The sequence below is a fragment of the Planococcus sp. NCCP-2050 genome, assembly GCF_023708025.1.
Classification (GTDB): domain Bacteria; phylum Bacillota; class Bacilli; order Bacillales_A; family Planococcaceae; genus Planococcus.
In genome coordinates this window covers 959205-980418 of record NZ_BRCX01000001.1, presented here as the reverse complement: position 1 = coordinate 980418, position 21214 = coordinate 959205, and the positions used below count along the sequence as shown (strand labels likewise).

Genomic DNA, 21214 nt, shown 5'->3' with positions numbered 1-21214 from the left:
GAGATTTTCTCTGATGCGTTTTTTTAATGGAGTGAACGGGAAAGGAATAAATAAAGATTGAAGGAGGCGTTCAGTATGGCTGAAAACGGAGAATCAGGAATCGATAAATTTGCGAAGAAAGCGAAGCAAATGGTTCGAGGCGATAAAGATCCGGATGCGCAGACGGATAAGAATTTCCAGAACGCACCGGATGAAGGCTCCGAAGACGTTCCAACAGAAGACAAAATCATCGAAGACCATCGTACAGGTGAAAAGACATTCGTGAAGAATGAAACAAAACGATAGGATTTCCACAATAATAATTGAGGGGCATGAACCGATTTGGGTTCATGCTTTTCGTTTGTCTAAAATGTTGCAAGCAAAAGATGTGCTTGACGGAAATAGATTCCGTTGATAGTATTTTAATAATTAAAAATTTTCATTCAATATAGTAATTTCGTCTTTAGTTCCTGTATTTTTTCAAGGGATTAAGTAATGGATTATTTAAGATTTTTAGTATTTATTTTTAAGGGATGGTTTTGCCGTACTGTCGTCAGTACGTGGAGGAAATGCATAGAGACAAAGGGGGAAATGACAAATGAAGAAAAGGTCGTTAATCAGTTTAGTTTTGATGGGGACGCTTTCGCTTGCACTGGCTGCTTGCGGAGAAGAGGAGACGGCGGGCGGAAGTTCAGGGGATTCCGGCGGCGAGAAAGAAAAACTGCGCCTCGTAACAGACGGGGCCTATGCACCGATGGAATACTTGGACGGCGGTGAAGTCACAGGCTTCGGCGTTGATTTTGCGGAAGCGGTCGTTGAAGAAGCAGGCTACGAAGCAGATATCGAAGTCATCGGCTGGGAGCCGATCTTTGTTGAGATTGAAGGGAAAACGGCCGATCTTGCGGTGTCGTCCATCACAATCAACGATGAGCGGAAAGAGACATATGATTTCTCCGTCCCTTATTATTTGTCGACGAATATGATCATGGTTCCGGAAGACAGTGATGTAGAGAGCGGCGAAGATTTGAAAGGAAAGAAAATCGCGGTATTGAACGGCTCAACAGGGCAGGAAGCGGCTGAAACGATTGCCGGTGAAAACAGCACCGACGTCTTGAAATTTGCCGATAATAACTTGGCGATCCAAGAACTTCTGGCAGGCGGAGCGGATGCGGTTATTGCGGATAATACCGTAGTTGAATACTATACGCAGATGAATCCGGAGCAGAACTTGAAAGTCGTGACGGATGAAGATTTTGCAGATGAATTCTACGGCATTCTTTTCCCGAAAGGAAGCGAGCTGAAAGCTGATTTTGACGAGGCGATCAAAGCCATTATCGATAACGGCACCTATACGGAAATCTACCAGGAATGGTTCGGCACCGAACCGGATCTTGAAACCTTAAAAGCGCAGCAATAATAAAACAGCTCCAATTGCGCAACTCCGATTCTAGGTGTTGCGCAATTTTTGTCAGGAAAATCCGGTTCTTCCGCTGCACGCAAGCGGAATAAAGAAAGAGAGGGCGATTTATGGATTTTCGGATGGATTTGATCATCGACTACATGCCTTTTTTCCTGAAAGGCGCATTATATACCATTGGCGTTTCGCTCGTGGGGATCTTGCTTGGCACTATTCTTGGGTTACTCATCGGCATGGGGAAAATCATGCGCAACAAATTGCTGGCGCTGCCTTTTATTCTCTACATCACCTTTTTCAGGGGGACGCCTTTATTCGTTCAAATTCTATTGATCCACTTCGGCTTGATTCCGCTAGTCATCGGACAGACCAATGCGATAGTGGCCGGGATTGTAGCGTTGACGTTGAATGCCGCCGCTTATATTGCAGAAATTTTCCGGGCCGGCATCCAGTCAATCGACCGGGGGCAAATGGAAGCCGCGCGTTCGCTCGGGCAAACCCACGCCCAGGCGATGCGCTACGTCATCTTGCCGCAAGCGTTCAAGCGGATGGTACCGCCGCTTGGCAATGAATTCATCGTGCTATTGAAAGATTCTTCCCTGCTCGCCGTCATCACCGTGCCGGAATTGATGTACTGGGGTCGTGCGTTTCAAGGGCAATACTATAAAATTTGGGAGCCTTACTTAACAGCAGCGCTCATTTACCTCATCCTGACGCTGTCGATGAGCTATCTGTTGGGCCGTTTAGAAAAGAGGTTGGCTACAGAATGATCAAAGTCGTAAATTTAAAGAAAACCTTCGGGGATAATGAAGTCTTGAAAGACATTTCTGTGGATATTCAGCCGAAAGAAGTGGTCGTCGTCATCGGCCCTTCAGGTTCCGGAAAATCCACTTTCCTCCGCTGCATCAATTTGCTTGAAAGCATCACGGACGGACACGTCTACATTGAAGGCGTCGACATCACCGATAAAAAGACCAATATCAATAAAATCCGTACCGATGTCGGCATGGTGTTCCAGCAATTCAACTTGTTTCCGCACCGCACCGTTTTGGAGAATATCACCATGTCGCCGATGAAGGTGAAAAAGGAAAGCCCGAAAGTGGCAAAAGAGAAAGCCTTGGTTTTATTGAAAAAAGTCGGGCTTGTCGAAAAAGCCAACGCTTATCCGGATTCGCTGTCCGGCGGCCAAAAGCAGCGCGTCGCGATTGCCCGGGCACTCGCGCTCGAACCGCGAATCATGCTATTTGATGAACCGACGTCAGCGCTCGATCCGGAAATGGTCGGGGAAGTGCTTGAAGTTATGAAACAACTCGCGCTTGAAGGCATGACAATGATCGTCGTCACGCATGAAATGGGCTTTGCCCGGGAAGTGGGTGACCGCGTCTTGTTCATGGACGGCGGCTATATTGTCGAAGAGAATGTGCCGTCTGAATTATTTGCCCGGCCGCAGCATGCGCGGACGAAGTCGTTTTTGAGTAAGGTTTTATAGCTAAAGAAGAACAGCTCTCGGAGAGGTCCGGAAGCTGTTCTTCTTTTCGTTTGCTATCCTATTTCCAAAGGGACGTAATCTCTTTATCGTCTTTATCTAAGAGTGTCAAATAAGGCAACAAAGGCTGTTTTAGCTTGTCAGGTAATCTTCTGTAAATGATAAATGTTTCTTTCTTGGGGACATCTTCTGTCATTGTAAAGTCTTCTTCATAAGCACTTGCGCTTATCCGGTCTATCTGGAATTCCGGATTGCTGCCGATAATAATTCCGTAGCGGCCACTGTCTGTGTTAACAAAATTATAAGAGACAATATTATTGCCTTCCCCAGATTGATGGATTTTGAATTTTCCGTTCCATCCTTTTATCAGTTGGGCATAACCTACGAATTGTCCACCAGTGTCATGGGTATAAAGCACAACATGACTAGTTGTTTCGGCTAAATGATCAAATTGGATGACAATAGGCTTATAAGTTTCTCTTGGCACTCTATTTAGCCACTCTGTTAAAGCCGCTTCAATGGATGCTTTCTCATCCACAATCGAGTACTGGTTGTTATAGTAAATTATGTAGCTTCCTCCAGCTATTAAGAGGAGCAGAACAATGATTTTTTTACGCATATATTGAAAACCTCCATTAAAAATAAGAATGAGAGCTCCATCTATTATAACCATTATTTTCCTGATTTAGTGAAGCAGATTTATAATTCTTGTTTGTAGAACATGAGAAAAAGTTTAACGGCAGCAGAGGATGGGAACGTTAATAGAGGATAGATAGTTTTAGACGGGTTTGGTAAGCCGCTAATTCTTCCGATACTTATAGATTAAAGGAGCTGGAATAGATGAGCATGCAGCATATTGTTGCTTCTGATTTAGTGCGCGACGAATATGGAAATTACTACGAAGTGGTCGGCACGCATCTTGAAGGGGACACCTTGAAAGCACTTGAAGTGTCCAATCTTTATTTTGAAAAATCATTCCAAGTTCAAATGAACGATGCTTATAAGGACAAGCCGGTTGGGGTTTTAGTCCAAGAGCATATGAATGCCTACATCGAAGCGATTGAAAAGAATAACCGTCCGATTTACGGAATCCGTGATTTGATGGTTAATAAGATCAAAGTGTATGCAGTTGATGTGACAAAACCACATCCGAAACGCAACGTCACAGTTGAATGAAATCGAGCTGCCTTCCTTTTACGGGAAGGCATTTTTTTATTGTTTAAACGGGTAGGAAGTTATTCTGCCATCGTATTTGGTTCACATTTTTGCAATTTCACGTTTAAGGGGAAGATGAGCGGGAAAAGGTACATAAATCAAAATAGTATATGGAAAATATAAACTATTAGGAAGAAGGGTTTCTATTTGGGCTTAAATCCTATTGTATTAGTTATTGTCATTTTCATGATCAGTATCGTCTATGTGACTTTGTCGACGGTCCGCATGATTTTGATGATGAAAGGCTATCGGTATTTGGCAGCTGGGTTATCCGTTATCGAGGTCATTATTAATATTCTCGGCCTCGGATTGGTGCTGGAAAACATTTCGCAAATTCAAAACTTGATTTCATATGCGGTCGGTTTCGGAGCTGGGGTCGTGGTCGGCTCTATTATTGAAGACAAATTGACCTTGGGCTATGTAACGGCTACGGTGGTTTCACCGGACAATTCCGATCACTTGGCCAAGCAATTGCGTGAGCAGGGTTACGGGGTTACGGACTGGGAAACGAATGGGCATGAAGGTCCGCGCCGCTCTCTGCAGATATTGACTCCGAAAAAGCGGGAGCTGAAATTATATCAGTCGATTAAGGAATTGGAACCGCAAGCGTTTGTTGTAGCGAATGATTCCAAAACGATTCATGGCGGCTTTTGGATCCGCACGGTCCGCCGCGGAAGATTGTTTAATTAAAAAAACCATTCTCGGTTTTAAATCGAGAATGGTTTTTTGTGTTCTCTAGTGAATAATTGCTTTTGCAATTTAAATTGTCCTGAGCAGAAATAAAAAAATTTTCGGTTGAAAACCTTGATGTACCAATAGAACTATCTAAATTGAATAAAATATTCAGAAAAATTTAAAAATAGTGCTTGCATTACAATTATTTATTTGATAAGGTAATTCTTGTAAGGATGACAGGTCAATATGTCCCATACAAATTAAATTAAATAGTTCAAAAGAGAGGTGAGTGGGTGAAAAGGTTCACGACTATGGTGTTGGTTTTAGGTTTAGCACTATTTTCTCTAACTGCCTATGGAAACTCAGACAGTGGGTTGAAACTGAAGAACTGGTACGACCAGGCATTTGGTTTTGCGGTTGATGAGGTAGTAGGCGACTATTTCGCTGGAGTGATCCAACTGAAGAAAGCCGTCAGCAAAGACAAAAAAGAGCAGGCGGTGTTAGCGGGGGATGAATTGGCCAGTTTCTCTAATTTATTATCTGAAAATTCAGGTAAAGAAGTAGAGAACTACCAGAAGCGCTATATCGACATAGCCAATGCCACAGAGCAGCGGCTCAAACAGCAAGACTTCTCCGAAGTGGAAAACGAACAAAAGAAATCAGTTGAAGCGGAACTGGAATCTGAGATCGATGAGATTTTAGAGGATGCACTGCGATGATCGGTTTTAATGAAATCCTATATAAATTTTTATTAAGACAAAAAACTAAAATCAAAGGGGAGAAATGAAAATGAAAAAAATCAAACTAAACACAGTAAAAAGCAAAATGGTAGCAGGAGTTGCAGCAGTCACATTGTTCTCAGGAGTCGGGTTTGTAGCGGCGAATACGGATGCTGGTGGGGCTTTGCAAGGTTGGTATAATAAAGCACTTGGCAAAGCAACAGTAGAACTAGAAACTGAAGTTGTCAAACACGGAGCAGAAAAGCTGGTCGAATTTAAAGATCATGCAAAAGAAGAAAAAAATAATGGGATTAATTCAATTAATACTACCAAAGCAGACGAATTAAGCACGAAGAAAGAAACCATCAATGCTGCTAAACAATCTCACATTGATTCAGTAACTGCTAGAGAAACTGCTATTAAAGATTATATGGATGACCAATTTAATAAGCTTTCTGCAGCAAATATCAATACCTTTAATGCTCTTGGTTCGCTAGCATACTTTGCTGCCGACTTAGATTTGACATATCAAGTAAATAAAGTTGGAAAATCTGCATTTAGTTCTTTGCAAGATGAATTGAATGCAGAGAAAGAAGCAGCAGTTACTGCGTTGGATACTAGAATTGTAGAAGCGAAGGGGAACTTGTTTGCTCAATTGGAAACAGAAAAAAATGGAACCACTGAAGAAATTAAAGCTGCAATTGATGCGAAAATTGCTCAATTGAAACTAGACATCACTGCTAAAAAAGATGGTTTAGTAACAACATGGACAACAAAGCTGACTGACGAAGCAAATAAAATTGAAGCAGCAGCAAAAGCTGACTTAGATGCTCAGATCATGATTTCAATTAACAAAAACTAACCATAACCACAAACTCATTAGGGCCTCGTAACGGGGCCCTAATATTTTAGTAGGAGGGGCGAAATGTTAAATAGAAAAGACACCTACCGAAAAAAGAAAAAGACGGCTTTTGCGAAAGTATTGCTTGCGATGATGACCGTGCTGGTGATCATGGGAGGGACTTTAACGGTTTCATTTGCCAATGAGGATTTGAATGCAGTGTTGACGAAATGGTTTGATGACAAACGAGAGAACGCAATTGTTCACATAAAAGAAGCGGTTTCGAGCGAGAAAGAGATTCAAAAAGAACGCTTGAAAGCGGCTTTAAAAGAAGAGATGAATGCTGCAGAAGTCGAAATGAACCAATTCACAGCGGCTGAGAAAGAACGCCGTGTCCAGAATATCCGCAATTACGCCGATCAACTGATCCAAGGAATCGATATCGACAACTCTGCGAAAGAGCAGGAATTGAAGCGCCAATTGGATTCCATTTACGCCGAAGCGCAAAAAGCGATGCAGACGGCAAATTCTAACTGGAAAAGCAGCATCGTCCCTGTAGAAAAAGCGGAAACGGAAAAGCCGAAAGAAGAGGAAGCGAAGCCGGAGGAGCCGAAAGCAGAAACTCCAGCACCTGAAGCAGAAGCACCAGCTGCGCCTGCCCCGACGCCAACGGCTCCTCCGGTCGAACAGCCTGCAGCGCCAGAAAGTGAAACACCAGTCGAGCAACCGGCAGGTGATGGTGAATGACAACGACGACGGTAGCCGAACAAAAGACAGAGGCGAATGTGAAGAAAAGGAGCGAAGTGTTCGGCTGGATCCGCTTCTGGCTTTTGCTGATCAGCATCTATGTTTTCTTTAATTACGTAATTGGCTTATCGATCATCAGCGGCGATTCGATGAACCCTAGCTTTGAAACGAATGACGTCATTCTCTCAAGCAAGGTGTTTAATGAATACCAAAGGGATGATGTGGTGATTTTCAATAACGAATACGGTTTTTCAGTCGTAAAACGCGTGATCGGAGTTCCAGGAGATACGGTAGCGATTCAAAACGGCCAAGTCCTTTTGAATGGCAGCGTACTGGAAGAGGCTTATACAACGGGAACGCCAGATGACATGGCTGCGGTGGAAGTGATGGAAAATGCCTACTTCGTGATGGGGGATAACCGCACACCCGGCGAAAGCCTCGATAGCCGAAGTGCAGAAGTCGGCCTCGTGCCAGCTTATATGGTCGAAGGAAAAGTGCTCATGTCGTTAATGCCTTTCCAGCTTTCAGTTAAATAGAAGGAACCCGATGGACTGCCGAATTGGCGGTCCATTTTTTGGGTTGTACTTGAATTGTGACGAGTTCTTCATGAATTGTGTCAGACTATACATGAATTGTGACGTCTTCTTTATAAGTTATACCGATTTCTTCTTGAATTGTGTCAGTTTTCACCGACTTTCGTTGGTTTTTGGTTTCTTTTTTATACTAATTCCATTTCTATCGACATTAATTCTACCCTTATCGACACTAACTTCATCTTTATCGACACTATTCCACTTTCTTCTTACATTAAGCCACTCCAACTAGTTCGAATAAGGATTAGGCTATATAAATAAAGAACTTCCTTACTGCCTATTCAGCGATTCCTTATTTTATTCCTTCGCTAGCCTTTAGAATTATTCAAAACCTTGCTATTTTATGACAATATTCATAAAATATAGGGAGAACTTGTAAATGACAAGGGGGTGCGAAGATTGAAGCTGAATGTTGAACAACGCAGGATTGTCGAACTGGAACCGTCTGGGCCAATGCTTGTTAAAGGGGTGGCGGGGTCAGGGAAAACAACAGTTGCCATTCGCCGGATCAATTTCTTAAAAGAACATTATTGCCACGAATCGGATGATAAGATTTTGATGGTTACTTATAATAAAACTTTGCTCAATTACATACGTCATCAATATGCCCGCATGGCTGATTCTGATGATGTTTCAGGTATGCAGCTTTTCGCTTCGGACGCAGAAGTGGACATTTCAACAATCGATAGTTTGATGTACAAAGAATTTATACGCTATCAAAATCGAACGGGTAAAAAAATAGAGATGGCGGCACCGGATCAAATGCATAAGACGATGGTTCAAGCCGTACACTTGGCAAAGAAATCCTATCCAGATGTGAAGCTGTTGTCACCGAAAAACAGCAAGTTTTTATTGGAAGAAGAAGAATGGATGCAAGCTTGTTCCATCAAGGAACTGGAGGCGTATCAATCAGCTGACCGGATTGGACGAGCTTCTGGCGATGGAAGCACTCCGCAAAAGCTGTTAAAGAATTCGAAGCTTCGAGAAGCTATATTTGAAGTGTGCACGCTATATAAAAATCTATTAGAAAAAGACAATTTAATCAGCTACAAACAGATGAATCTATTGGCATTAGAAGAAATTCGGCGCAGACAAACAGGCAAGTACACGCATATCCTCATTGATGAAAGCCAAGACTTGACGCGTGTCCAACTGGAATTTCTGAAGGAGCTGTATAAGGAAAAGGAATATTCTTCACTGATGTTTGTGGCGGATAACACGCAGAGTATCTACACGCAGTCATGGCTTGGAAAAGGTAGGCCTTATACGACCATCGGTTATGATATGAGCGGGAAATCGCGGACGTTAAGTAAGAACTACCGGACGACAACGGAAATTTCGACCGCTGCTTTTCATTTAATCGAAGCGGATGAACATATCCGATCGAATGTCGATTTCGTCAAGCCGGCTTTGATTGATCGGCATGGCCATCCACCGATTTACCGTTTTTTCCTGACACCGGATCAACAGCTACAGTTTTTAATAAATGAAATCAATATCTTGAAGAATGATTATGCGTTATCGGAAATTTGCATTGTGGCAAAAGGGAATCGCTATATCGAAAATGTCGCAATCGGTTTGGAGCGAGCTGGCATTCCAAATACGGTTCTTCAACGCAGCGAGCCGGATTTCGAAAGCGATAACGTCAAACTTGTCACAATGCATTCGATCAAAGGACTTGAGTTCAAAGTCATTTTCTTAATTGATTTGAACAGTGGATTGATCCCGATGGAAGTATACGCGGATGAAGAGGATCAAAAAACGGTGGATTCGGATGAACGGAAGCTGATGTATGTCGGCATGACGCGTGCAAATGAATTGCTGTATATGTCCTCGGTTAAAAAGCCCTCGAAATTTATCAAGGAGATTGACCGAAAGCACTTGCGGATGAAAAAAGACGCTGCTCTTCGGCCATTTGAATCGATTAGCATAGCAGAATATCAATTAACAAATCAGTTAGTGGATCTCCATTCCAAAGAAGAAGTCATCAGACAATGGCTGATCCGTGAATTGAAAGACACTTACGGCTATCCATTGGAGTTACTGGAACTGGAGTTTCCAGTACAACAATTCTCGAAAAAAGGCTATTGTGATATTGCTGTATTGGTTTATTCCGACGGGGAAGCAAATCCCTACATCATTGCAGAAGTGAAGCGTTTCGGAAGTGGAATCGATGAAGCGCTGAACCAATTAAAATCCTATCTTGAAGCTGATGGAAGAGCATTTTACGGCATTGCCACAGATGGCCTCGAACTTAAAATCATCGACCGAAATGGTGAAGAAGTTCAAGACTTGCCGAAGTGCCGCGCACAGTTCTTACCGGAAACGAAGAATAAACAACAGTATTTGAATCTAAAGAATAATCGTCAATACGACTATGCCGTGGACCATGACGAAGCAGATCAAATCGAAGTGAAAGAATCAGGGCAGGACGTCCTCATGCAAGTGCACGAGAAAGTGAAAGTGCCTTTACTCGGCAACGTGGCTGCCGGTATACCGATTCTTGCAGCCGAATCCTTCGAGGCCGAAATCTATTTGCCGCGTGATTGGGTGGTTTCGCCGAATGAAACCTTTGCGCTCACAGTCACAGGCGACAGCATGACCGGTGCAGGCATCGAAAAAGGCGATCAAGTCATTGTCCATCAGCAAACGACAGCATCTAGCGGTGACATCGTCATCGCCGTCATCGATCAGGAAGCCACCATGAAAAAATACATGCCAATGGGGAGCAATATCCTTTTAATGTCAGAAAATCCTGCGTACGAACCCATTATGATGCGCAGCGAAGATGTCCATATTAATGGTCGGGTGATTGGGGTCTTAAAGAAGTAGACGAGAGGCGGACTGTGAAAAGGCAGTCCGTCTTTTTGTTGTTTGGGGGAGTTCTTCTTAAATTGTGTCGGGCTCTACATTAATTGTGACGAGTTCTTCTTGAATTGTGTCGGCTTCTACATGAGTTATGCCGGATTCTACTTGAATTGTGTCAGTTCTCTCCAGCATTTGCTTCCTTTCACCAAAACAAAAAATCTTCCAATTCATTCGAATAATTGGTTTAATTGACGGAGATATTTATATAATAGAAGAAGATTGATGATTATATTAGCCAAAGGGGATAGCAGCATGGAAAAGACAGCTTTTGAAATAGAAGAAACGACGATATATGAGATCCAGCAGGCGTTTGAAAACGGCCAACTGACATCGGTGGAACTTGTGCAGGCCTACCTGGACCGCATTGAGCAATTCGACAAGAACGGCCCGAAGATCAATTCGGTTTTATCGATCAATCCAGACGCGCTTAAAATCGCAGCGGAATTGGATGAAATGCGCGGACAAGATGGGCAAGGGCCGCTTTACGGCATTCCGGTCCTATTGAAAGACAATATCGATACGGTCGATGCGATGCCGACGACGGCTGGAACTATTGCGCTCAAAGATAATTTTGCGCGGAAAGATGCGTTTGTTGCGGCGCAGCTTCGAAATGCCGGAGCGATCATTCTGGGGAAAGTGAATATGAGCGAATGGGCGTATTTCATGACGAATGATGTGCCGAGCGGTTTCAGCAATCTCGGCGGCCAAGTGTTGAATCCTTACGGCATTGATGTGTTTGAAGCGGGGAGTGTCGGCGGTTCGAGTTCAGGGACCGGGGCGAGCATTGCTTCGAATTTCGCGGTGGTCGGCATCGGGACGGAAACTTCGGGTTCGATTTTAAGTCCGTCTAGCGCCAATTCACTTGTCGGCATCAAACCGACTGTGGGATTGATCAGCCGAACAGGCATTATCCCGATTGCCGAAAGCCAAGATACTGCAGGACCGATGGCGCGCACAGTCGCGGATGCGGCGATTACGCTTGGTGTTTTAACAGGCGTTGACGAAGAAGATCCAGCGACAGCCCAAAATGAAACCCATGCGCTATCAGATTACACACCGCATTTAAAAGTGGACGGCCTGAATGGAGCGCGGATCGGTGTTGACCGGGCATTCTTGAGCGAAATCGGAAAAGAAGAGCGGGACTTGATGGAGCGCGTGATTATCGAAGTGGTGGAACTCGGGGCAACCGTTGTAGATGTAGAGATTCCGCAGTCCGACGCAAGATCCGAAGTGCTTTGGTACGAGTTCAAGCGAGGAGTCAACGACTACTTGAGCAAAGTCTCAAGCGATGTTCCCGTTAAATCTTTGGAAGACGTCATTGCGTTCAACAAAGAAAATCCGGAAGAGCGGATGAAGTTTGGCCAAGTGGAACTCGAAAAAGCACAAGCGCTGAGCGATGATCCAAAAGATCCGACTTACGTTTTCCACCGCGAAACGGACATCCGGATTTCCCGCAGCGAAGGCATCGATGCCGTGATGGACGAACACCTTCTGGATGCTTTGCTGTTTCAAAATAACCACGGTGCGGCACTCCCGGCAAAAGCGGGCTATCCGTCCATTACAGTCCCCGCTGGATACATCAGCACCGGTTTGCCGGTTGGCGTGACGTTCTCAGCGAAAGCGTACAGCGAACCGAGATTGATTGAACTTGCCTATTCCTATGAGCAGGCAACGAAAAAGCGCCAAGCGCCGATATTCGAATAAAACACAAAAACAGCCGCTAGTGGAGAGTGATTCCACTAGAGGCTGTTTCATATTAACGTACGTTCATCTCGTTTGGATGAGAACCTTTGCGGCGGTTTTTATTCAACGCATGGATCTGTTCCATTTCATCAGAAGATAATTCGAAATCGAAGACTTGAAAGTTTTCTTCGATACGTGAAGGCGTCACGGATTTTGGAATGACGATTGTTTGGTTCTGTAAGTGCCAGCGCAATACGATTTGTGCAGGCGATTTTTGGTGAGCTTCTGCAATTTTCTTGACGGTTTCGTCTTGCAGCACTTCGCCGCCTTGGTCAAGCGGGCTCCACGCTTCTACAAAAATATCGTGTTTTGCACAGAACTCTTTCAATTCCGTTTGAGCCAAGTACGGATGGCATTCCACTTGGTTCAACACTGGCGTCACTTCACATTCAGCAAGCAAGCGCTCCAAATGTTCGATTTCAAAGTTGCAGACACCGATCGCTTTTACGCGTCCGTCATGGTACAGCTTTTCCAAAGCTTTGTATGTATCCACGTAGTCATCAAATTGCGGAGTCGGCCAATGGATCAAATACAAATCCACATAATCCAATCCTAAACGTTCCAAACTTTCATCGAAAGCACGCAAAGTATTTTCGTAACCTTGGTCGCTGTTCCAGACTTTTGTCGTGATGAACAATTCTTCGCGCGGAAGGCCAGCATCTTTGATCGCTTTGCCGACACCTTTTTCGTTTTGGTAAATCATTGCTGTATCGATCGAGCGGTAACCTGCTTTTAATGCATTCGCTACGGCTGCGGTTGCTTCGTCGTCAGGAACCTGCCACACACCGAAGCCAAGCTGCGGCATTTTCAAACCGTTGTTTAACGTTACGTAATCCATTATCCATTGCCCCTTTTCAAAATAAATTCAAGCGCTTTATTTGATACCCTTTTAGTGTAAATAATAATCCTTTAAAACGCATTTACTTTGACTCACGAAGGAATAACTTTGTGAATACGCACGGTAGTTTTAAAAATACGCCCAGTAGTTGAAGAAATACGCACGGTAAAGTTGAAAATACGCCCCATAACGCAAAAGTATCAAAAAATGCACTTGCTTCAGCCGTTTAAAGGCAGAGCAAGTGCATTTTTTATTTTGCAGCTTTGTAATTGTTGTACCAAGGCATCACGCCGCGGTCCATATAAATATGGAAGAACCATTCTCCGGCAGCAAGCACCAGTGCGGACACGAGAGCAGGTGTCACCATTTCGGCCATCGTGCCGCTGATCAATTGGCCAACATACCAGATTACGAGAAAAGCTAATACAAAATCGCAGACGGTCGCAATCGTATTGCGTGTGGACTGGTCATCCGCTTTGCCGGCATTCAGGAAAATCAGCAAATCGCCCATCAAGTAGGCAATCGCGGTCAGTCCCAAACTGATAATCAAGGTGTCGACAAAGGATACATCGAAGATCCACGTCAATACGATCAGTAAAACAGCAGTAATCATCACGAATTTAATTAAGAACGCAATCACATGATTCATTTTCCACTCTCCTTTGAAAAAGTTTTACTTAGAGAAACTGTACCCGATTTTTCAGGAATATAAGCAATCTCTCACATAAAGCGATTCCAAAAAGAGCTCATTTCTTATTCCGATAGAGATACATGGTCAGTGGTGCAAAAATCGCAACAAATAGCAGCGAGACAATCAACACCCACATCACTTGTTGGAATGTTGCCGTGCCGTGCATGAATCCGCGGACGGCCGTAGCCAGAATAGAAATAGGATTGATTTCTACAAATCCCTGCAGCCATGAAGGCAAAGTGCTCGGATCCACAAAAACATTGCTGACGAAAGTCAGTGGCATCATGACCAAGAAACTGAGCATCATTAAAGATTTTTCTGAACGGACGATTAATCCTAAGGTTGTCCAAATCCAGGAAAGGCTGAATGAAAAGATTAAGATCATCCCGATGGCCATTAGAACACCAGAAAGTCCGCCTTCTGGACGGAAACCAAGTGCGAGTCCCAATCCAATCATGATGAAAGAAGCCATGGAATAGCGGATGACATCGACCAAAAGAGCGCCGATCAATGCAGACGGCAGCCAAATCGGCAAGGTCCGGAAACGGTCGAAAATGCCTTTGCGGATATCGTTATTCAAATCGATCCCGGTATACATCGTAATCTGCGCAACAGTCATGACCAAAATTCCGGGCAGTAGGAACTGGAGATATTCAGCAGTGGATCCAGCAATCGCGCCGCCGAACAGGTACGTGAACATTAATAAAAAGATGATCGGGAAAAGCGTCACATCGAACATTTGCTCAGGGACATGGCGGATGCGCAATAAAGCACGGGTGGCAAATACCCTAGTTGACGAAACCGCGCTAGGGCGTTTCGGCCGGCTAGTGGCAGAAATCGCATCTTGCAAACGCTCATCTACCGTAATTTGTTTACGAAGTTCCGTGGAGTCAATCATGAGTTTTCCTCCTCGTTAAACGTTTTCTGTTTCAACAGCTTGTCCGGTAAGGGTCAAAAAGACTTCGTCTAGGCTAGGGCGTCCGAGTGAAAAGTCACTGATGGCAATCCGTTCTTGTGCAATGGCGCCTAAAGCTTCTGCAACTAATGAAGGGTCGCTTACTTGAGCTGTCAGCATCGTTGGATCGGTACCGGTATGGATGCCGACTGAAAGCTTTTGCTTCAACAATTCGATTGTACGGTCACGATCTTCAGCGTTTACCAGTTGGACCGTGAGCGTTCCAGTGCCGACAGAAGCTTTCAATTCGCTGCTGGTGCCTTCTGCAATAATTTTCCCTTGGTTGATCACGGCGATGCGGTCTGCGAGCTGATCAGCTTCCTCTAAATATTGCGTAGTCAAAAGGACAGTCGTTCCTGTAGAAACGAGTGTACGCACGATATCCCAAACTTGGTTGCGGCTCCGCGGATCCAGTCCCGCGGTAGGTTCATCCAAAAAAAGCAGATCTAGCGTGACCACTAGGCTTGCGGCAATATCGATGCGTCTTCGCATACCTCCCGAATAATTCTTCACTTGGCGCTTGGCCGCATCTTCTAATCCAAAAGCGGTGAGCAATTCTTTTGCGCGTGTTTTGGCTTCTTTTCGTCCATAGCCCATTAAGCCTGCCATCATCACCAAGTTCTCGATGCCGGTCAAATCTTCATCTAAAGAAGCATATTGTCCAGTCAACGAGATGCGGCTTCGAATACGGTCTCCTTCAGTTGCGAGGTCATATCCGAAGATCCGTGCAGTTCCGGCATCAGGCTTTGACAATGTTGCAAGCATGCGGATCGTTGTCGTTTTGCCCGCTCCGTTTGGTCCTAAAAATCCATAGACAGTCCCTTCTTGAATAGTTAGATCCACACCATCGACGGCCCGGTGCTTCCCAAATGTCTTCACGAGCCCTTTTGCTTCAATGGCCCATGTGGTTGTTTCCCTCGTCCGATTTGCATCCACTAGAATCCTCACCTTTCGTTTGGATTATTGTGCAGCTCTTGAAAAGAGTATACTACCATTTGAAGAAAAATAAAAGAACAAATGTTCTAATTTTTCAATTTTCTTTTATTTAATTCTCCTTCTATGCTATAATCATCTCAACTAAGCGATAGAAAGGCTGATGGGTGGACGATGAGTAACTAATCTTATTTTTTCATTTGAAATGGATATTTCAAATCACGTGAAATAGGATTAGTCTGCCCACTTATAAAACTGTCGAGCTATTCATTTATCGAAATGGCTTATTTAAGTTAGGCAAATACCGGCTAATCCTTCCAAGAAATTTTTGGGAGGATTTTTTAATTCTCCCTTATTCAGAAGGGAATGGTTAGATGAAAGAATTAATGAAATTGCAGCAAGTCGGTTATGAAATAGAAGATACGGTGATTTTTGAAGAGGTGAATGCAAGTGTCCGCCAAAAGGAGATTATCGGGATCATCGGCAAGAACGGCGCTGGAAAATCGACATTGCTTGAATTGATAGCCGGCAAATTGGCACCAAGCAAAGGGCAGATTCACCGCATAGCGGATCGCCTGGAAATCGCATATGTCGAACAGGAAGCGGAATCGTATGAAGTGGATCAAATTGATTCAGCGGAAAAGGTTTTATTGAAGAAATGGCAGGTACCGGTACACCATTATTCTTCTTTGAGCGGCGGTGAGAAATTGAAGGCCCGGCTTTCAGCAGGAATTGCCAAAGGGGCACATTTGCTATTGCTCGATGAACCGACCAACCATCTTGACCAGCCAGGCATCGAATTATTGCTGGAGCAACTCAAACACTACACTGGAACGATTATTTTAGTTTCGCATAACCGGACATTCCTGGATGCGATTGCGACAAAAATTTGGTCGATTGAACACGAAAAACTGATTGAGCATATTGGGAATTACACGAGTTATGTAGAAGAAAGAAAGCAAAAGCGGTTATCGCAGCAGCGCGATTACGAAAAGCAGCAGAAGATGGTGGAGCGGATCGAAGGCCATATGGAAGAACTTAAATCCTGGTCCCATAAAGCGCATGCGGAGTCCACAAAGCAAGAAGGAGCGAAAGAATATTACCGCAAGAAAGCGAAGCGCATGGACAAGCAAGTCAAATCGAAGCAGAAGCGCCTCGAAAAAGAATTGGAGAAGCATCAAGCAGCGCCGCCGGAAGCGGAATACGAAGTATCATTTTCCGTGAAAGCTAATGAAAAAATGGGCAGGCGGTTTTTGGAAGCGAAAAATCTGTCTAAGGCATTTGGCAGCCGCATTCTTTTTGAAAAGGCCAACTTCACGGTTCAGCACGGAGAAAAGATTTCAATTGAAGGACCTAATGGCAGCGGAAAAACGACTTTACTGAAAATAATCATGGGAGAAGAAGAAGCGGAAGGGGAGATTTGGCTTTCTCCTTCAGCAGATATCGGCTATCTGACTCAAGAAGTATTCGACTTGCCACTAGAGAAGACACCGGAGGAATTGTTCTATAAAGAAACATTCGCAGCGCGAGGCAAAGTCCAAAATTTGATGAAGCATCTCGGGTTTACCGCAGCGCAGTGGACGGAGCCGATCGGATTGATGAGCATGGGTGAACGCATCAAATGCAAATTGATGGTTTATATATTGGAAGAAAAAGACGTCTTGATTTTGGATGAACCGACAAACCACCTGGATTTGCAATCGCGTGAGCAATTGGAAGCGACGCTAGCGGAATATCCAGGAACAATGTTAGTGGTATCGCACGATAAAACCTTTATCGAAGAAACAACGTCTGCCAAACTGGTCATCAAAGACGACGCGATCCATAAACAATTGGAGCAAATGGCGCCGGAGCGGGAAGCTATCGACGACTTGCGGCTGAAACTAGAAACAGAACGCCAAGCGGTGCTGGGGAAATTGAGTTTCATGACGCCGAACGATAAGGAGTATGCCTTGTTGGATGGCCGATTCAATGAGTTGACGAGAGAAATTAAAAGTTTGTAACAATGGAATAAAATTTGATGGTCTGAAATCCTGTTAAGTCAGGATTTCAGGTTTTTTATATAGAGGAACGTTTTTAATTTTATTTCCATCAAATTTACATTTTTTACGAGAAACCACTAGACGCCTTGTATATTAACAGCTAAAATAAATAATTATAATCTGAATTATTAGAATAATTTAATTCGGATACAACCGTACTGCATTTATTAACCAAATACACGGCAAAAATTTAAAAATGCTTTCTAAAGGACGCTCCAGTTTACGAAAAGAGGTTTTCCAGTTGAGTGATATCTATTTTGAAACAGCTTACGGCCAGTTATACGAGAAAATTGAAAATGGCAAATGTGAAGTCTTTCATTATATAGGAGAAGAAGGGGAAGTTCGGCATCTGTATATCAAAAAGGAAATTCCATTTCGGTTGGAGGGTGAAGTTTACTATGATTTGGTAACTCCCTACGGGTATGGCGGGCCGCTGATCATCCGAGTAAAAGAAGCGGGAAAAGCACGTCTTGTGGAGGCTTTTCAACGTGCCTTCCAGGAGCATTGCTTGGAACAGAACATCATTTGTGAGTTCGTCCGTTTCCATCCGATTTTAATGAATGCCGAGGATTTTTGCGATTGTTATGAGTTGACCCTGCAGCGTTATACGACTGGCACCAATTTACGGGATTTTGAGAATCCGATTCAAGCAGAGTTTTCGAAATCCAAGCAGAAAAGCATTCAGAAAGCCTTAAATGCAGGTGTGGAATACCGGATTACTCAAAACCCGGCAAGTTTGAAGGGTTTTAAAGACATATACGAACGGACGATGAACCGGAAAGAAGCGGATGCTATCTATTATTTTGATGATGGATATTTCGATCAACTGCTTCGGAATTTGGGGCAATACATCTTGCTCGTGGAAGTTTTCTATGAAGGCCGGGTGATTGGAATGAGTTTGAACTTTGCCTATGGAAAGTTGATCCACATTCATCTATCGGGGACGTATTTTGAATATCGCCATCTTTCGCCTGCGTTTGTTATGCGCTATGCACTCGTGCTCTGGGGGAAAGGGCAAGGATGTGAAATGATCCACGAAGGCGGGGGAAAAGGAAGAGGCTTGGATGATCCGTTGTATCTCTTGAAAAAACAATTTGGAAAGAACACGGATTTCAATTACTATGTCAGCCATAAAATCTGGAACCCTGAAATCTACAGCCGCTTATGCCATATGCAGCGAGTGGGGGAAACGGTTCAAGCCTTTCCGGCATACCGCTATGCCCACACAATAAGCTAATTTTCATTAGCAAAACTGCCGTTAAATGCCGGGCTTTTTGCGCTATTCAGCTAGAAGAAACGCCTGGTTTATACGATTAGAGCAAATCGTTGTGAAATCAGATCCATTCCTGTAAGATGAGCAAAACGGGGTGAAGCATATGGCATTTCTTGATAAGCTCAACGAATTGAAAGACAAGTCAATCGAAAAAGGCAAAGCCCATTGGGAAGAAAATAAAGACGATTACAAAGAGAAAGCAGCAGACTATAAAGACAAAGCAGTGAACTTGAAGAATAACCTCAAGGACAAAGTTTCTAAATAACAGAAAAGCTAAGCGGCCAGGCACTTTGTGTCTGGTTTTTTATTTGTCTAAAGAAAGGATTAAACAAATTAAACTCAAACTAAATTGACAACGCTTTCTTTTTTTCCTACAATTGATGAAAGATTCAATTAATGAAACAAGGTTCCGTATAAAGGAACAAAAAATTCAAGGAGGAAAATAAATGACTATAAAATATGGATGTCATGGATCGACTTGGGAGCTGGATTACGATAAAAAATCAGATTATTTTCCAGAAATAGCAGATGTAGTGGAGTATGCTGGATTTCAGGGAGTGGATATTCAAGTCTCTTTACTAGGAAGATTTAAAGGCGATCCACAAGCATTAAAAAAAGAACTAGATCAGCGAAGTCTTCAATTGGCTGCTCTGACGATCCCATTCAATTGGTTAGAACCACAAGAAACGGAGGAGGAAAAAGCTTTAGCTGACTATTATATTGAATACATAAAGCATTTTCCTAATGCCTTATTAAATGTAGCTCCAAGAACCGGAAACTTACGGGAAAACTTGGTGAACCGCCAGCAAAACATCATTCGTTGTGCTAATCAATTAGCGAAGAGAGCGCACGAACAAGGGGTGCTCTGTTCATTTCATCCTAATTCACCAGCAGGGTCTGTATTCCGTTTAAAGGAAGATTATGAAATTCTTTTTGAGGGGTTGGATACGAATTATATTAGCTATACTCCGGATGCCGGCCACATTGTATTTGGTGGGATGGATGCATTGGAGATTTTCAAAAAATATTTGCCTTTCATCAAGCATGTCCACTTCAAAGATGCTACTAAAGATTTTCAGTGGAGAAAGATGGGAACCGGGGATATTGATTTCCCTGCAATTGTCCAATTGCTGACTGATTCAGGATATGACGGATGGATCATGGTTGAAGAAGAAACTGAGGAATCTACAGCTAACCCGAAACAAGCGGTAGTCGATATCAGCAAATACGTGAATTCGAATCTTAAACCAATCAGTCAAGGGGTTAACTAATATGGAAAAACCGATTGAGTTTTTGCCCACCATTCTTATGCCTGAAATTTATCGCCCATTTACGGGAGATGAAAGCTTTTTTGTTTCAAAAATAGAGGAGATTGCAGAAGAAGGTTTTTACCGAGGAATTGAAATTGCGAACATTCATGACAAAGAAAAAAGAAAAAGGATTCAGGAGGTTACTTCTGCCTCAGAGTTAATCGTAACGCAATGGATGACTGCGATTATTACGGAGCATGGATTGAACTTATCTGCTATTGATGAAAAAGCAAGACAGCATGCCGTGGACGAAATCTTAAGGAATATTGAATGGGCTAATGAAGCGGGAGCCTCGAATATCGCATTGGTAACCGGACAGGATCCAGGAGAAGAATTGCGGATAAAAGCCGGAGAAAACCTAGTAAAAAGTCTTTCGTCAATTTGTGCAGAAGCGGCGCCTTATGGCATAGAAGTGCTTGTGGAGCCTTTAGACCGACATGCCCATAAAAAAATGTTCCTTGGCCCTACAGAAGACACTTACAAAATCTTATCAACCGTTAAAAACAATCATCCCAATATTGGCTTTGCATTTGATACAGCACATGCTGCTTTGAATGAAGAAGAAATTGAAACTGCAATAGAATTGGCTGGTCCCCTTATGGGCCAATTGCATCTTTCAAATGCTGTTTTAAATCCGGTAGATCCGCTTTATGGAGATCATCATATCCCTCTAGGTGCACCTGGATTTTTGACATATGAAAAAGCGCTAAGCATTATGCAGAAAGTAAAATCTCAGGGACTTTTTGCTGCAAAGCCATTCCGAATCTCTGTAGAAGTACGGACAAATGAACATGAAAATGCCCATTCCACCGAGCTGCAAACTAAGCAATTTTTAAAGAGATTACTTACCGAAGTAAGAGGATAGGGTGAGTTTATTGTATGAATCTAGGAG

At 43.4% G+C, this 21214-nt stretch carries 22 protein-coding genes; 17 read left to right on the top strand and 5 right to left on the bottom strand.

All coding sequences use genetic code 11. The features are described 5' to 3' along the window. Window positions 1–75 precede the first annotated feature (75 nt). The 4 genes from NFU07_RS04860 (at window position 76) to NFU07_RS04845 (ending at window position 2882) form a co-directional block, all read left to right on the top strand. Window positions 76–285 (top strand): hypothetical protein, encoded by a 210-nt coding sequence (locus NFU07_RS04860; RefSeq protein WP_251475408.1) that lies wholly within the window; start codon window positions 76–78, stop codon window positions 283–285. 292 nt (window positions 286–577) lie between these two features. Continuing rightward, window positions 578–1396: a transporter substrate-binding domain-containing protein gene (locus NFU07_RS04855; protein WP_251475405.1), complete on the top strand. Its 819-nt coding sequence runs from the start codon at window positions 578–580 to the stop codon at window positions 1394–1396. A 110-nt stretch (window positions 1397–1506) separates the two neighbouring features. Beyond that, window positions 1507–2163, top strand: coding sequence for an amino acid ABC transporter permease (locus tag NFU07_RS04850; RefSeq protein WP_251475403.1), 657 nt, complete (start codon window positions 1507–1509; stop codon window positions 2161–2163). Then, window positions 2160–2882 (top strand): amino acid ABC transporter ATP-binding protein, encoded by a 723-nt coding sequence (locus NFU07_RS04845; RefSeq protein WP_235196961.1) that lies wholly within the window; start codon window positions 2160–2162, stop codon window positions 2880–2882. Before NFU07_RS04850 ends, NFU07_RS04845 begins: the two co-directional genes overlap by 4 nt. 58 nt (window positions 2883–2940) lie before the next feature. Here NFU07_RS04845 and NFU07_RS04840 read toward each other — a convergent pair whose 3' ends face one another. Beyond that, a complete protein-coding gene (locus tag NFU07_RS04840) occupies window positions 2941–3498 on the bottom strand; it encodes a hypothetical protein (RefSeq protein ID WP_251475402.1) in 558 nt (185 codons plus the stop codon). A 221-nt stretch (window positions 3499–3719) separates the two neighbouring features. Here NFU07_RS04840 and NFU07_RS04835 point away from each other — a divergent pair, with 221 nt between their 5' ends. From NFU07_RS04835 to NFU07_RS04800, 8 genes are all read left to right on the top strand, one after another. Then, entirely contained in the window at window positions 3720–4055 is a 336-nt protein-coding gene (locus tag NFU07_RS04835; protein ID WP_251475400.1) for a hypothetical protein, read from the top strand. A 186-nt stretch (window positions 4056–4241) separates the two neighbouring features. Then, window positions 4242–4784, top strand: a complete 543-nt coding sequence (locus NFU07_RS04830; RefSeq protein ID WP_235196959.1) for a DUF2179 domain-containing protein — start codon at window positions 4242–4244, stop codon at window positions 4782–4784. A 278-nt stretch (window positions 4785–5062) separates the two neighbouring features. Next, window positions 5063–5488, top strand: coding sequence for a hypothetical protein (locus NFU07_RS04825; protein WP_251475398.1), 426 nt, complete (start codon window positions 5063–5065; stop codon window positions 5486–5488). A 70-nt stretch (window positions 5489–5558) separates the two neighbouring features. Then, window positions 5559–6350, top strand: a complete 792-nt coding sequence (locus NFU07_RS04820) for a hypothetical protein (RefSeq protein ID WP_251475396.1) — start codon at window positions 5559–5561, stop codon at window positions 6348–6350. A gap of 63 nt (window positions 6351–6413) precedes the next feature. Next, window positions 6414–7076 carry a hypothetical protein gene (locus NFU07_RS04815; RefSeq protein ID WP_251475394.1) on the top strand — a complete coding sequence of 221 codons (663 nt, stop codon included), beginning with the start codon at window positions 6414–6416 and terminating at the stop codon, window positions 7074–7076. Beyond that, window positions 7073–7612 carry a signal peptidase I gene (lepB, locus tag NFU07_RS04810; protein ID WP_251475392.1) on the top strand — a complete coding sequence of 180 codons (540 nt, stop codon included), beginning with the start codon at window positions 7073–7075 and terminating at the stop codon, window positions 7610–7612. The genes NFU07_RS04815 and lepB overlap by 4 nt, the downstream gene beginning before the upstream one ends. Window positions 7613–8059: 447 nt before the next feature. Continuing rightward, on the top strand, window positions 8060–10501 hold the full coding sequence (gene lexA / locus NFU07_RS04805; protein ID WP_251475390.1) for a transcriptional repressor LexA: 2442 nt from the start codon (window positions 8060–8062) through the stop codon (window positions 10499–10501). 288 nt (window positions 10502–10789) lie between these two features. Next, window positions 10790–12241 carry an amidase family protein gene (locus NFU07_RS04800; protein ID WP_251475388.1) on the top strand — a complete coding sequence of 484 codons (1452 nt, stop codon included), beginning with the start codon at window positions 10790–10792 and terminating at the stop codon, window positions 12239–12241. 52 nt (window positions 12242–12293) lie between these two features. Here NFU07_RS04800 and NFU07_RS04795 read toward each other — a convergent pair whose 3' ends face one another. The 4 genes from NFU07_RS04795 to NFU07_RS04780 form a co-directional block, all read right to left on the bottom strand. Next, entirely contained in the window at window positions 12294–13118 is an 825-nt protein-coding gene (locus NFU07_RS04795) for an aldo/keto reductase (protein WP_235196954.1), read from the bottom strand. A 250-nt stretch (window positions 13119–13368) separates the two neighbouring features. Then, a complete protein-coding gene (locus NFU07_RS04790) occupies window positions 13369–13767 on the bottom strand; it encodes a DUF2512 family protein (protein WP_251475386.1) in 399 nt (132 codons plus the stop codon). Window positions 13768–13864: 97 nt separating this feature from the next. Then, entirely contained in the window at window positions 13865–14707 is an 843-nt protein-coding gene (locus tag NFU07_RS04785; RefSeq protein ID WP_251475383.1) for an ABC transporter permease, read from the bottom strand. A gap of 15 nt (window positions 14708–14722) precedes the next feature. Beyond that, a complete protein-coding gene (locus NFU07_RS04780) occupies window positions 14723–15700 on the bottom strand; it encodes an ATP-binding cassette domain-containing protein (protein WP_251475382.1) in 978 nt (325 codons plus the stop codon). A 371-nt stretch (window positions 15701–16071) separates the two neighbouring features. Here NFU07_RS04780 and abc-f point away from each other — a divergent pair, with 371 nt between their 5' ends. From abc-f to NFU07_RS04755, 5 genes are all read left to right on the top strand, one after another. Further along, window positions 16072–17700, top strand: a complete 1629-nt coding sequence (gene abc-f / locus NFU07_RS04775; RefSeq protein WP_251475380.1) for a ribosomal protection-like ABC-F family protein — start codon at window positions 16072–16074, stop codon at window positions 17698–17700. 280 nt (window positions 17701–17980) lie between these two features. Next, window positions 17981–18976 (top strand): GNAT family N-acetyltransferase, encoded by a 996-nt coding sequence (locus NFU07_RS04770; RefSeq protein ID WP_251475378.1) that lies wholly within the window; start codon window positions 17981–17983, stop codon window positions 18974–18976. A 139-nt stretch (window positions 18977–19115) separates the two neighbouring features. Further along, window positions 19116–19277 (top strand): hypothetical protein, encoded by a 162-nt coding sequence (locus NFU07_RS04765; RefSeq protein WP_235196933.1) that lies wholly within the window; start codon window positions 19116–19118, stop codon window positions 19275–19277. 181 nt (window positions 19278–19458) lie between these two features. Beyond that, the gene (locus NFU07_RS04760) at window positions 19459–20283 is read left to right on the top strand and encodes a sugar phosphate isomerase/epimerase family protein (protein ID WP_235196932.1); all 825 of its coding nucleotides are present in this window, start codon (window positions 19459–19461) and stop codon (window positions 20281–20283) included. A 1-nt stretch (window position 20284) separates the two neighbouring features. Beyond that, window positions 20285–21187 carry a sugar phosphate isomerase/epimerase family protein gene (locus tag NFU07_RS04755; RefSeq protein WP_251475376.1) on the top strand — a complete coding sequence of 301 codons (903 nt, stop codon included), beginning with the start codon at window positions 20285–20287 and terminating at the stop codon, window positions 21185–21187. Window positions 21188–21214: the final 27 nt, after the last annotated feature.

What these genes read in the sequence shown, in the direction of transcription:
- NFU07_RS04860 (WP_251475408.1), top strand. Translation starts at nt 76, where the DNA reads ATGGCTGAAAACGGAGAATCAGGAATCGATAAATTTGCGAAGAAAGCG.
- NFU07_RS04855 (WP_251475405.1), top strand. Translation starts at nt 578, where the DNA reads ATGAAGAAAAGGTCGTTAATCAGTTTAGTTTTGATGGGGACGCTTTCG.
- NFU07_RS04850 (WP_251475403.1), top strand. Translation starts at nt 1,507, where the DNA reads ATGGATTTTCGGATGGATTTGATCATCGACTACATGCCTTTTTTCCTG.
- NFU07_RS04845 (WP_235196961.1), top strand. Translation starts at nt 2,160, where the DNA reads ATGATCAAAGTCGTAAATTTAAAGAAAACCTTCGGGGATAATGAAGTC.
- NFU07_RS04840 (WP_251475402.1), bottom strand. Translation starts at nt 3,498, where the DNA reads ATGCGTAAAAAAATCATTGTTCTGCTCCTCTTAATAGCTGGAGGAAGC.
- NFU07_RS04835 (WP_251475400.1), top strand. Translation starts at nt 3,720, where the DNA reads ATGAGCATGCAGCATATTGTTGCTTCTGATTTAGTGCGCGACGAATAT.
- NFU07_RS04820 (WP_251475396.1), top strand. Translation starts at nt 5,559, where the DNA reads ATGAAAAAAATCAAACTAAACACAGTAAAAAGCAAAATGGTAGCAGGA.
- NFU07_RS04815 (WP_251475394.1), top strand. Translation starts at nt 6,414, where the DNA reads ATGTTAAATAGAAAAGACACCTACCGAAAAAAGAAAAAGACGGCTTTT.
- lepB (WP_251475392.1), top strand. Translation starts at nt 7,073, where the DNA reads ATGACAACGACGACGGTAGCCGAACAAAAGACAGAGGCGAATGTGAAG.
- NFU07_RS04800 (WP_251475388.1), top strand. Translation starts at nt 10,790, where the DNA reads ATGGAAAAGACAGCTTTTGAAATAGAAGAAACGACGATATATGAGATC.
- NFU07_RS04795 (WP_235196954.1), bottom strand. Translation starts at nt 13,118, where the DNA reads ATGGATTACGTAACGTTAAACAACGGTTTGAAAATGCCGCAGCTTGGC.
- NFU07_RS04790 (WP_251475386.1), bottom strand. Translation starts at nt 13,767, where the DNA reads ATGAATCATGTGATTGCGTTCTTAATTAAATTCGTGATGATTACTGCT.
- NFU07_RS04785 (WP_251475383.1), bottom strand. Translation starts at nt 14,707, where the DNA reads ATGATTGACTCCACGGAACTTCGTAAACAAATTACGGTAGATGAGCGT.
- abc-f (WP_251475380.1), top strand. Translation starts at nt 16,072, where the DNA reads ATGAAAGAATTAATGAAATTGCAGCAAGTCGGTTATGAAATAGAAGAT.
- NFU07_RS04765 (WP_235196933.1), top strand. Translation starts at nt 19,116, where the DNA reads ATGGCATTTCTTGATAAGCTCAACGAATTGAAAGACAAGTCAATCGAA.
- NFU07_RS04760 (WP_235196932.1), top strand. Translation starts at nt 19,459, where the DNA reads ATGACTATAAAATATGGATGTCATGGATCGACTTGGGAGCTGGATTAC.
- NFU07_RS04755 (WP_251475376.1), top strand. Translation starts at nt 20,285, where the DNA reads ATGGAAAAACCGATTGAGTTTTTGCCCACCATTCTTATGCCTGAAATT.